Annotated in this window: 9 protein-coding genes; 5 read left to right on the plus strand and 4 right to left on the minus strand. The window is 59.6% G+C overall.

Annotated features, from left to right (window positions below):
- Nucleotides 1-95: 95 nt before the first annotated feature.
- Genes MYCSM_RS29455 through MYCSM_RS29470 form a run of 4 tightly spaced genes read left to right on the plus strand, consistent with a single transcriptional unit; the run spans nucleotide 96 to nucleotide 7,573 of the window.
- Nucleotides 96-2,531 (plus strand): type I restriction-modification system subunit M, encoded by a 2,436-nt coding sequence (locus tag MYCSM_RS29455; RefSeq protein WP_015309836.1) that lies wholly within the window; start codon nucleotides 96-98, stop codon nucleotides 2,529-2,531.
- A complete protein-coding gene (locus MYCSM_RS29460; RefSeq protein WP_015309837.1) occupies nucleotides 2,531-3,778 on the plus strand; it encodes a restriction endonuclease subunit S in 1,248 nt (415 codons plus the stop codon). Before MYCSM_RS29455 ends, MYCSM_RS29460 begins: the two co-directional genes overlap by 1 nt.
- The gene (locus tag MYCSM_RS29465) at nucleotides 3,775-6,864 is read left to right on the plus strand and encodes a type I restriction endonuclease subunit R (RefSeq protein WP_015309838.1); all 3,090 of its coding nucleotides are present in this window, start codon (nucleotides 3,775-3,777) and stop codon (nucleotides 6,862-6,864) included. The genes MYCSM_RS29460 and MYCSM_RS29465 overlap by 4 nt, the downstream gene beginning before the upstream one ends.
- Nucleotides 6,851-7,573: a M48 family metallopeptidase gene (locus MYCSM_RS29470; protein ID WP_015309839.1), complete on the plus strand. Its 723-nt coding sequence runs from the start codon at nucleotides 6,851-6,853 to the stop codon at nucleotides 7,571-7,573. The genes MYCSM_RS29465 and MYCSM_RS29470 overlap by 14 nt, the downstream gene beginning before the upstream one ends.
- A 121-nt stretch (nucleotides 7,574-7,694) precedes the next feature.
- On the opposite strand, the gene MYCSM_RS29475 is transcribed toward MYCSM_RS29470, so the two are convergent.
- The 4 genes from MYCSM_RS29475 to MYCSM_RS29490 all read right to left on the minus strand — a co-directional run bounded on the left by MYCSM_RS29475 (nucleotide 7,695) and on the right by MYCSM_RS29490 (nucleotide 11,566).
- Entirely contained in the window at nucleotides 7,695-8,258 is a 564-nt protein-coding gene (locus MYCSM_RS29475) for a recombinase family protein (protein ID WP_015309840.1), read from the minus strand.
- Between the two features lie 226 nt (nucleotides 8,259-8,484).
- Nucleotides 8,485-9,042, minus strand: a complete 558-nt coding sequence (locus MYCSM_RS29480; protein ID WP_015309841.1) for a hypothetical protein — start codon at nucleotides 9,040-9,042, stop codon at nucleotides 8,485-8,487.
- Nucleotides 9,039-9,557, minus strand: a complete 519-nt coding sequence (locus MYCSM_RS29485; RefSeq protein ID WP_015309842.1) for a hypothetical protein — start codon at nucleotides 9,555-9,557, stop codon at nucleotides 9,039-9,041. Before MYCSM_RS29485 ends, MYCSM_RS29480 begins: the two co-directional genes overlap by 4 nt.
- A 266-nt stretch (nucleotides 9,558-9,823) precedes the next feature.
- Nucleotides 9,824-11,566 carry a hypothetical protein gene (locus MYCSM_RS29490; RefSeq protein ID WP_015309843.1) on the minus strand — a complete coding sequence of 581 codons (1,743 nt, stop codon included), beginning with the start codon at nucleotides 11,564-11,566 and terminating at the stop codon, nucleotides 9,824-9,826.
- 65 nt (nucleotides 11,567-11,631) lie between these two features.
- On the opposite strand from MYCSM_RS29490, the gene MYCSM_RS37400 reads away from it, so the two are divergent.
- Entirely contained in the window at nucleotides 11,632-11,778 is a 147-nt protein-coding gene (locus MYCSM_RS37400; protein WP_157681419.1) for a hypothetical protein, read from the plus strand.
- Nucleotides 11,779-12,089: the final 311 nt, after the last annotated feature.

Below are 12,089 nucleotides of genomic sequence, written 5' to 3' on the forward strand. Positions count from 1 at the left end.
CTAGGCGGGGCGGGTGCGCTCCCCACCTCGACAGACCTGCCCAGAAACCGCGAGCATGCAGTGATGTTCGCACCGTCAATAGGAGATAGTCCCCTGTGGCCTTGAAGAAGTCTGATCTGTACTCCTCGCTGTGGAAGTCCTGCGACGAGCTACGCGGCGGGATGGATGCCAGCCAGTACAAGGACTACATCCTGACGCTGCTGTTCGTGAAGTACGTCTCGGACAAGGCCAAGGCCGACCCGACCAGTCTGATCGAAGTCCCGACGGGGGGATCCTTCGACGATCTGGTCAAGCTGAAGGGCAAGCCGAACATCGGCGAGGAGATCAACGTCGCCATCCGCAAGCTGGCCGATGCCAACGACTTGCAGGGCGTCATCAACAATGCGGACTTTGACGACCCGAACAAGCTCGGCGATGGCAAGGCCATGCAGGATCGGCTGTCCAAGCTAATCGGTATCTTCCAAGCTCTCGATTTCTCCGGTTCGCGCGCTGAGGGCGACGATCTGCTCGGCGACGCCTACGAGTACCTGATGCGGCACTTCGCGACCGAGTCTGGCAAGAGCAAGGGACAGTTCTACACGCCGGCTGAGGTCTCTCGCGTGATGGCGCAAGTGATCGGGATCAAGCCGAACACGCCGAAGCGCACCACGGTCTACGACCCGACCTGCGGCTCGGGCTCCTTACTTCTCAAGGTGGTTGACGCGGCGCCGAACGGTCTAACCATCTACGGCCAAGAGAAGGACAACGCCACCTGGGCGCTGTCGAAGATGAACATGATCTTGCATGGCAACGTGACCGCAGACATCCGGATGGGTGACTCCATCGTCGACCCGAAGTTCCGTTCGGGTGACACGCTCGACTCCTTCGATCTCCTCGTCGCCAATCCACCCTTCTCGGTCAAGTCGTGGACGAACGGGCTGGAGAACGAATACGGACGTTTCGACGGCTATGCCCGCCCGCCCGAGAAGAACGGCGACTACGCCTTCCTGCTGCACATGGTCAAGTCGCTCAAGTCGACCGGCAAGGGCGCGGTCATCCTGCCGCACGGTGTGCTGTTCCGGGGGCACACCGAGGCAACCATCCGTAAGGAGCTGATCAAGCGCGGCTACATCAAGGGCATCATCGGCCTGCCGGCAAACCTGTTCTACGGCACTGGCATTCCGGCGTGCATCATCGTGCTCGACAAGGAGAATGCGCAGGCGCGCACTGGGATCTTCATGATCGATGCCTCCAAGGGTTTCATGAAAGACGGCAATAAGAACCGCCTGCGTCCGCGTGACATGCACCAGATCGTCGACAGCTTCACCAAGCAGATCGAGGTCGAGCGGTACTCGCGCATGGTGCCACTCAAGGAGATCGCAGACCCGAATAACGATTACAACCTCAACATCCCGCGCTACATCGATTCGTCGGAGCCCGAGGACATCCAGGACCTACACGCTCATCTGCACGGCGGCATCCCAGACCGCGACCTCGACGCGCTGGACGACTACTGGAAGGCTTTCTCAACCCTGCGCAGCACACTGTTCACCGAGAACCGGCCTGGCTACAGTGATCTCACGATCGATGTCGCAAGCGTCCAGGAGACCGTGCTGGACTCTGCCAAGTTCAAGAAGTTCGCCGCCAGGGTTGATGCGGACGTCGATGAGTGGCTCGGTTCGCACCGCGCGCGGTTGGCGAAGATAACTGAGAACACGAAGCCCGGCGAGTTGATCAGCGAGATCAGCGAGGACCTGCTGGCACGTTTCAAATCGGTGCCGCTCCTCGATGAGTACGACGTCTACGAGCAGCTCATGACCTACTGGAACGAGACCATGCACGACGACGTCTTCCTGATCATGAACGAGGGCTGGGTCGGTGCTGCCAAACCTCGCAAGACGATCGAGGACAAAGACCGCAAGCTGACTGAAGTGCCAGACCTCATTGCCGGCTCTGGGCGCGGCGCCACCAAGTACAAAATGGACCTCATCCCGCCCGCCGTCATGGTCGCGGCCAACTTTGCCGACTACCAGCCCTACATCGACGAACTCACCGCAGCCGCCGAGGAAGCCGCCCGCGCCGTCGAGGAGTACACGGAGGAGCACGCGGTCGAGGATGGCTTGCTCGCCGCAGCGATGGACGACGACAAGATCAGCAAGGCCCTGGCGGCGGCGCGGCTCAAGGACGCCAAGAAAGAAGGTTCCGACCCCGACGAGATCAAGGCGCTCCAGCACCTGATCGACCTCTACGACGCCGAGACCGACGCCAAGAAAGCTGTCAAGGAAGCGCAGGCCGAACTTGATGCCGCCGTGCTGAAGGAGTACGGCCATCTCACCGAGGACGCTGTGAAATCGCTTGTGCTCGATGATAAGTGGTGCGCAGCGGTTAGAGGTCGGATCGGCGGCGAGGTCAATTCGCTCACGCTTGACCTCGTCGCGCGGATTCAGGAGCTCGGGGAGCGTTACTCAGAGACGGTTGGTGCGCTCGATGCCGAACTAGAGAGGCTTGAAGCCACGATCGCAGGTCATCTCGCCGATATGGGGGTCAACTAGTGACCAAGCGCAGCCTAAAGGAATCGATCGTCGGTCCAATACCCGCCGACTGGACTGTCGCGTCATTGGGCGAGCTGAGCAGCAAGACAACTGTAGGTTTTGTCGGGTCCATGTCACACCTATTTGCAGAAAGCGGTGTGCCATTATTGCGTGGAACCAACGTTCTCCCAGGCCGACTGGACCTGAAGGAGCTTCGATACATTTCTTCAGCGACGCATAAGAAGTGGGCAAAGTCTTCTCTGCAGCCGGGTGATCTTGTCATGGTTCGTGTCGGCTATCCAGGAACTACGGCGGTTGTTCCGAAGTCAATTGGCCCAGCGAACGCCGCGAGTCTCGTAATCGTCCGGCCTGATCCTAAACTGCTTAGTGCCGAGTTTGCGATGCAAGTGCTCAACTCCCCGTCGGGAAAATCACGCCTCCAAGCTGGACTCGTTGGCGGGGCTCAGCAGGTCTTCAATACGGCACTGGCAGCAAAGTATCCAATTGCTCTGCCCCCGCGCGCCGAACAAGATGCCATCGCGGAAGCTCTTGGCGACTCAGATGATCTGATCGCCACACTGACGCGGCTGATTGCGAAGAAGCAGGCGATTAAGCAGGGCATGATGCAGCAGCTCCTTACCGGTCGGACACGTCTGCCTGGATTCTCTGGAGAGTGGACTGAATTCCGGCTTGGCGACATCGGCGAAAGTTTGATCGGATTGACCTATAGCCCTCGGAACGTGAAGCAGGCGGGCACACTTGTGCTGCGTTCATCGAATATCCAAGACGGACGGCTCGCGTTTGACGACAACGTCTACGTCGACTGCCCCATACGCGACCGAATCCGGTTACGCGAAAACGACATCCTGATCTGCGTTCGAAACGGAAGCCGTCGGTTGATTGGTAAGAGCGTCCTGCTGGATCGTCGGGTCGCCGGGCAGACCTTCGGAGCATTCATGGCGGTCTACCGGTCTCGCTCGAATCCGTTCCTGCAGTACTTCTTTCAGTCGAATGACTTCAAGCGTCAGATTGATGAACATCTTGGCGCCACCATCAACCAGATAACCAACGGCAGCCTCAATGGTTTCGTGGTTGCTTTGCCGGATGTGGCTGAACAGCGAGCAATTGCTGATGCGGTTATTAGTGCCGACGCCGAGATCGATACGCTGCGCGCTCGCCTTACAAAAGCACGGAGCATGAAGAGCGGCCTGATGCAGCAGCTTCTTACCGGTCGCACCCGCCTGCCCGCCTTGGAGACCGTGTCGTGAGTACCGTCGGCCAGCTAGAGCGCGCGACACAGCGCCGGGCTGTCAGGCTGTTTCAGGATCATCTGGGCTACGGGCACGCCGGCAACTGGGCAGAGCGCGTTGGTAACTCGAACATCGAGGAGACAATCCTTCGCGAGAACCTGCTGGCGCGCGACTACGACGACGTCGTTATAACGAGGGCGATCAACGAGCTGCATAAGGCCGCTGGCGTTGGTGGTGCACGCAGCCTGTACGAGGCCAACCGTGCCGTCTACGATCAGCTGCGCTATGGCGTGAAGGTGAAGCGTGGGGTGGCCGAGCAGTACGAGACGATTCGGCTGATCGACTGGGGCAACCCGAACGCGAATCACTTCGTGATCGCCGAAGAGGTGTCGATCAAGGGCCAGCACACCAAGCGCCCCGATGTTGTGCTGTATGTGAATGGCTTGGCACTGGGTGTGATCGAGTTCAAGCGCTCGAAGGTCAGTGTGTCCGAGGGGATACGGCAGAACATCGGCAACCAGCAGCAGCATTTCATCAGGCCGTTCTTCTCCACCGTTCAGTTGCTTTTTGCCGCCAACGACGTGGAGGGTCTGCGGTACGGGGTAATCGAGGCGCCGGAGAAGTATTGGCTGGAGTGGAAGGAGCCGTCTGATGTCGCGCAGCCGCTTGACCGTGCGCTGCTGCAAATGTGTTCCAAGGAGCGCTTTCTGGAGTTGATCCACGACTTCATGGTGTTCGACTCGGGGGTTAAGAAGATCGCGCGGCACAACCAGTATTTCGGTGTGAAGGCCGCGCAGAAACGGGTCACCAAACGCGAGGGTGGCATCATCTGGCACACCCAGGGCTCGGGCAAGAGCTTGACAATGGTGTGGTTGGCCAAGTGGATTCGTGAGCACCAGGACCAGGCGCGGGTGTTGATCATCACTGATCGCACCGAACTCGATGTGCAGATCGAGGGCGTCTTTGGCGGCGTCAACGAAGAGATCTACCGGACCATGAGCGGCGCTGATTTGATCGGCACGATCGACAAACACGATCCGTGGCTGATCTGCTCACTGGTGCACAAGTTCCGTAGCGGCGATGACGACGCGGAGCGTGACGAGGCTGGCGGCGACTTCATCGCCGAACTGAATGCGAAGCTTCCCAAGAACTTTGCGGCTAAGGGCAATCTTTTCGTCTTTGTCGACGAGGCGCACCGCACCCAGTCGGGTGCGATGCACCGCGCCATGAAGGCGCTGCTGCCGGGGGCGATGTTCATCGGCTTCACCGGCACACCACTGCTCAAGGCTGACGCGGCGACCAGCATCGAAACCTTCGGTAGCTTCATCCACACCTACAAGTTCGACGAGGCCGTGCGCGACGGTGTGGTGCTCGATCTGCGCTACGAAGCGCGCGACATCGACCAGGAGCTCAAGGGTGGCGCCAAGGTCGACGAATGGTTCGAGACCAAGACGAAGGGACTGACCGACCTCAGCAAGGCCCGGCTCAAGAAGCGGTGGGGCACCATGCAGAAGGTGGTGTCTGCCAAGTCCCGCGCCGAGATGATCGTGCAGGACGTACTGCTGGACTTTGCGCGCGAACCACGTCTGGTAAGCGGGCGCGGTAACGCCATGCTCGTCGGCGACAGCATCTACCAGGCGTGCAAGTTCTACGAGATGTTCGTGGCTGCCGGCTTCACGGGCAAGTGCGCCATCGTCACCAGCTACGTACCCAATCCTGGCGACGTCGCCAAGGAGGATTCCGGCGAGGGCGCGACCGAGAAGTTGCGCCAGTATGAGATTTACCGTCAGATGCTGGCCGACTACTTCGACGAACCCGCCGACAAGGCCGTGCTGCGGATCGAGGAGTTTGAGAAGGACGTCAAGCGCCGTTTCATCGAAGAGCCCGGCCAAATGCGGTTGCTGATCGTCGTGGACAAACTGCTGACCGGCTTCGACGCCCCGAGCGCGACGTACCTCTACGTCGACAAGAAGATGCGCGATCACGGCCTGTTTCAAGCCATTTGCCGGGTGAACCGGCTCGACGGCGACGACAAGACCTACGGGTACATCGTCGACTACCGCGATCTGTTCAAGTCACTGCACGCGGCCTACACCGACTACACCACCGAAGCATTCGAAGGGTATGAGAAGAAGGACATCGAGGGGCTCCTCGAAGACCGCATCGGAAAGGCCCGCGAAGACCTCGACGACGCGCTGGAGAAGATCCGCGCCTTGGTCGAGCCGGTCAAGGCGCCCAAGGGCACGTTGGAATACCAGCACTACTTCGTGTCGGACGTCCCCGGTGACGCCGGCCAGATCAAGGCCAACGAATCAAAGCGTATCGCGTTCTACAAGGCAGTTGCGTCTCTCGCCCGCGCCTACGCCGGGATCGCCAACGACATGGACCGCGCCGGCTACTCACTTGCGGAGGCCGACGCCATCAAGGAGGAATTGGCTCGCTACGTTGCCGCGCGCGACGAAGTCGAACTCGGCGCCGGCGAAAACATCGACCTGAAGCAGTTCGAGGCTGGCATGCGCGCGCTGCTCGACACCTACATTCAGGCCGATCCCGTCGAGAACGTCGCCACCTTCAACAAGGGCCTGGTGGAGCTGATCGCCGAACACGGTAAAAATGCCCTCGGCACAATGCCGCCAGGAATCCGCAACAATTCGCAGGCCGCCGCCGAGACAATCGTCAACAACGTGCGCAAGACGATCATCGACGAGCACGCGATGAACCCCAAGTACTACGACAAGATGAGCGAGCTACTCGACGCTCTCATCGAACAACGCCGCCAGGACGCAATCGACTACAAGCAGTATCTGGCTGAGGTGATGGCGCTGGCCGCCAAAATCGGCACCAAGGAGTCGGATACCAAATACCCGGGCTGGGTCACCACCGTCGCCCAGCGCGCACTGGTTGACTTCGGCTGGTCCGACGGCGTGAATGTCCAGGTTGTCTACGACACGATTCAAGGCGAGAAGAGCCACGACTGGACCGGCAACAAGTTCAAGCAACGCGAACTGTCTCACGCGCTGCGCAAGGTGCTGCCCGAAGACGTCGACTCCGACCGGCTTTCGGCGCTCATCAGCTTGCTCAAGGAGCACGATGAGTTTCGCTAATGCCTACCTCACCGTGGGCGGTCTTGGGGTGGATGTCGTCTACAAGGACATCAAGAACCTGCACATCTCGGTCTACCCACCGATGGGGCGCGTGCGGGTGGCCGCACCGGAGCGCCTCAGCGAGGACGCGATACGCCTCGCGGTCGTGGAGCGGCTGCCGTGGATCAAGAAGCAGCGCCGGCGCCTACTGGACGCCCAGCGGCAGACTGAGCGCAAGATGGTGTCCGGTGAGACGCACTACGTGTGGGGTGAGCGCTACCGCCTCGACGCCTCGCGCGTGGGGCGCTCGAACGTGTCGATGCAGGGCAGAACCCTCTGGCTGACAGCACCAGCCGGCTCCGACATCGACGCGCGCAGCGGCATTCTCGATCGGTGGTACCGGCGGCAGCTCAAAGCGGCAGTGGCGCTGCTGCTGGACAAGTGGCTGCCGATCATCGGTGTGGACGTCGAGAAGGTAGTCGTGCGCCGGATGAAGACCAAGTGGGGCACCTGCCAGACGGCCTCACGCACCATCTGGGTCAACCCGGAACTGGCCAAGAAGAACCCGCTGTGCCTCGAATACCTCGTCGTCCACGAACTCGCCCACTTCCACGAACGCACCCACAACGAGCACTTTGTTGCGTTGATGGACAAGTACTTGCCCGACTGGCGCGCGCGCCGCGATCAACTAAACGGTGCGCCCTTGGCTCAGGAGTCTTGGACTGGGTGAGTGCACAGCCCTGAACGCCCCCGGCCTCGGTGTCCTCGGCCGTGGTTGTCGATGTTGGTGTATGGCACCGTCAGGACCTCACCTTCTCCGGCGGAACCGGATTAAGACTCCAGACCGGCGCTCACGCCGCCGCATCGTCGGCGAGGTAGCGGTACACGGTGGCGCGGGAGACCCCCAGCATCTTTGCGATGTCAGCAGCCGCGATGCCCTTCTCCCGAAGCTGACGGGCCTTGGCGGCATCGGCGTCGTCGACCTTGCGTGGGCGCCCGCCCTTACGTCCGTTGGCGGCGGCAGCGGCCAGCCCGGCGCGGGTCCGCTCGATCATGGTGTCGCGTTCGAGTTGGGCGAAGGCCGCCATGATCGTCAACATCGCCGTACCCATCGGTCCCTCGGTGTGCAGACCTTCGGTGAGGCTGCGGAACCCGATCCCGCGAGAGGTGAGTTGCTCGACGACGGCGAGAACGTGTTGGGTGTTGCGTCCGAGCCGGTCCAGCTTCCATACGGTGAGCACGTCACCTTCGCGGAGGTGGTCGAGGCAGGCATCGAGATGGGGTCGGGACGCGGTCGAGCCGCTCGCGCCATGGTCGGTGAAAATTCGCGTCGCTCCGGCTTGCTCAAGCGCGTCCAGCTGAAGCTGGGGGTTTTGATCGGTCGTCGAAACCCGTGCGTATCCGATGACTGCCAACTGCTACTCCCGTGTCTCATAATCCCGTCGAACTCCGGGTTTCGATACTAGAGGTTGTGAGACAGGTTTTCAAGACACCTGATCGAGTCGTTGAGCCTGGAAGCGTTCGTCCCGACAGAAGCGATATCTCAGTCTCAACAAGCGATCGTTTTCGAGACACGGGGATAGCGGCATTTTGCGCCTTCCGGCCGAGTCACGCCGCGCCCGCAACGGCGGGACCCCGTCTCTATGGGCGTCGATGCGACGGCGGACGACGCTTTTCGGCGCCGCGATTCTCCGCTGCTGCCCCGTGAATGGCGGACTTGAGTTCGTCGTAGGCACACTTACGCGGACCGAGTTTGGCTATCAGCGGCGCGAGCCGAATCGTGTTCTGCTCCGGGAGTTTGTTGGTGGGCAGCACATAGAAGGTCCATTGTGCGACGTCGAGCGGGTTGATGGCACCAGGGTCCGTAGTTTCGAGCAGACAGAAGACGTACACGTCGGCGCTTCGCCCCGCACTCTCCGCAAAGGTATCGGTGCGGGCGTCCCAGCCCGTTGCGGGGCGGATGCCGAACACGATCTTTGATAGCTGGGTTTGCTTCCACGTCTGCACGTAGGCAGCCGACTTCACCTCGACACCGATATCACCGATGACAAGGTCGTACCGGTCCCATTCCACGCGCTTCGTGTCGTGAATGCCGAGTGCTGTAGCCACGATGTACTCGGCCAGCACGCCGCGGGTGGTGTTAGACAGCAGGTCGCCGTACGCCCACTCCCAGAATCCCTGTTTGTTCGGGTGAGTCATCGTCGAGTCCTCATCGCTTGTGCAGTTCCCTTGCCCAGCACGGTCGTCACTTTGTGCCGGTCGATGTCGTCGAGGGTCAGCACCGCTTCGGGCCGGGTGATCCGCTTGATGTCCTCGACGTTCGGCTGCGGCACCAGTAGTGCCAGTTCGCGTGCCTCATAAACGTCGATGTTTGTGTGTATCCACTGGTTCTGAGCGGTGAGCTCGTGGTCGACGCTCACGAACCAGTTCGCCATGAATTCCTGCAGGTGCGGGATGAGAGTCCAGACTTTGCGCCGGGCGAGTGCCGACCGCGCATCAGGCCGGGTGAATGCGAGCCAGGCCAGTTTTCCACTGTCGGCCTCGGTGAGCTTCCAGAACGCGCGACCATTGTGCGTCAGGACATTCGGCGGCCTGGTGGCGGCGATCTCTTGTCCGATCTCGCGGGCCAGCCTTCGGTAGTCGGGCAGCGTGTCGGTCCAGTTGGGCGCGCTGTCGAAGTAGTCGTGTGGCTGCTTGCCACGAACGTCGTCCATCAATCGCGTCCCCTCACTGCGGCGGAACAATTGCGCCTGGCCTCGCTCCGTTCACGACACCCCGTTCCCCGGTTGCCTCCAAAACCCTCAGCATCGTATGTCGGCAGATGTCTTTGGCCATTTCGAAAGCGAGGATCGTTTTCGAGACACACACAATCAGTAAATGAAGTTCGCAGGATTAGTAACTCGGGTTTCTTCGATGGAGGACAAGTCCAACCCAAGGAAGAAAGTGTCCACGGGGTTGGCTAGTCACCCATATGGACTGACTAGGTGCTGCCAGCTATGCCGATGAGCGTCTCAGTCAACGCATTTGCCAGTTCGTCCGGCTGCATCGGGTCCTGGATGACCTGAAAGTGCTCCTCGTTTTCCTCGGCCCAAGGCGTTCGCCGCTCCAGTTCGTACTGGAGGTTAAATTCGTCTCCGTAGCCCAAGAAGGCTTGAACCAACTTCCTACTGAATTTTCGCTCGTTAACCTGTTGGATCCCCAACCACTTCGGGTAACTCAGATTCTGCGCATCTGGCCTCGGCATGCTGTTCGGCACTCTTACGCGGATCCCACAGATGTCTTCTAGGGCTGTAACCGTCTGACTCGTGAGGTCATTGGAGTCTGCGTACCTTTTCAAGTCGGTGACTGTCGCAAATGCGAGGGTCTCTGCCAGCATCTCAGCAGTGCTTAGAACATCATCGAGCACCAGGGTGCTCCCTGCAGGTGGGATCCGTTCAAGATTATCGATAAGAACCGCAGCAATTGCTTTAAGCCCGCGATTGCGCTCATCATCTTTAGGATGATAGATCACGCCACTGAATCGTCCCTGAACAGCCACAACACTAGGCAATTCTTTGTACCCACATAGCTTAGCGTGCAAATCTACCTCCTCGCGTACACCGCCCGATACAGTGCCGTCTAGTTTCGAGAAGGGTGTGATGACGGCGAGCGACTCAGATTGAATCACCAACTGGCGGTCGCGCCAATTAATCTGCTCGTCAATCTTACGAACCAATTCCTTTACAAGGGATACGTTTCGAACCCCCTCGACACCGGTCTCGATTGACAACATTCGAAAGGCCTCGGGAGTGGGTGTAACGCATTGCTCATCTGAGCCATCCAGGTCCAGGAGAGCTGGCCACCTCCTTGTCAGGCTCGCACGACTCGGGCTCGCCGGCACATCGTCGTCTGCCTCATCTTCGATCCTGAAACGATACTCGTCGATCGTCGTGGGTTCGAAGAGTACAAACTCGCGACGTAACAACGACGAGACTCGTTGTACGGCGTTTAATGTCGCATCCTCCGGCGCTACTCCTTTGCGCCGCACCTCACTGATTGGGTGTGAGAGATAAACACAACGGTGATCGCCCTCAATCAACTTCACTAGGGTGGCCAATGGGTGTTTGACAGACACAAGATAGACGGGACAGCGCGTATCCCCTGATACAGCCGTGGCTAGAGCCTTCGTACTACGGAACTCCACTAGGCGCCAGTCAAGCAGCCTTTGCAATGTCCGAATTTCATCGGAAAGTGCGAGGGCATCGTATGGGTAGAAAATCTGTCCGACACCGCTCAGGCGATAGTAAATGTCATAGATGTCGTCAATGAGGTTGACGACCACGTCTGGCACCCAGCGTGCGTTCGCGACAAGCTTGTAGTTGACGCATGGCGTGATAGTCGTACTCCCGGGCGCCCACCACGATGTATGCATGGTAAGTACGACGTTTTTTTGCTTGAGAGAATCCACAAGGATGGAGTCGACTGTCTGGAAAGCCCTGGACCACACTGCTTCTAATAGTGGTTCACTACCGAGAAGAAATTCAATCAGAGTTTTGTTGTTCGTGGTATCGAGCCCGAGCACATCTGATTCCGCCGCGAGGAGATAGCTCTCGAACGCGAAATGCGACCAGTCGCTTCCGAGGCTCTCTGCGAGCCGCCGACCTGCGTTGTCTAAACCAAGCCCACTTGTTCCCGTAACAACGACAAGGCGATATTCGTTCTGTGCACGGGACGCACGGATCATTCGGAACTAGTGGCCATACGGCTCAAGAACGCGGCAATTTGTTCCCTGCCAAGAAACTTCTCGACGTGGCCACGCGACTCGCGAATAAGGCAGGGCGCACCGTCGATGTATCCGGGCTTTCGATACACAACATGCTGTATTCCAAGGCTATTGAGCGCCTCATCGACACCCTGCGACTGACCGGAATCATCGAGGATGAGTGCAGTGCTTGAATCAGCTGAGAGACTCACGAACCTCGTCATTACGATCCCTTCGCAATTTGGCCGGCACCCATCACATGACGAGCCCTCAGCGGCCGTTGGTGGCATTTGCCCCCGTCCGGTAAATGTACCGGCCGGAACTGACAAGCGCCGAGCGTTCTCATCGCACGTATCACTAGGTCAGCAGGCCCTTCCGGATAGCTCACGGCACTCCTCCTGCAGCCAAGAGGTTCTCAGCCGCCGTTGCCTCGGCACTTTAGAGGACAGTAGCGGCCTTCGTCGTAGGCGCGCCACACTTGAAAAGTAACGATCTCAGGAGGCCG

The sequence above is a fragment of the Mycobacterium sp. JS623 genome, from assembly GCF_000328565.1.
In the GTDB taxonomy this organism is placed as follows: Bacteria; Actinomycetota; Actinomycetes; order Mycobacteriales; family Mycobacteriaceae; genus Mycobacterium.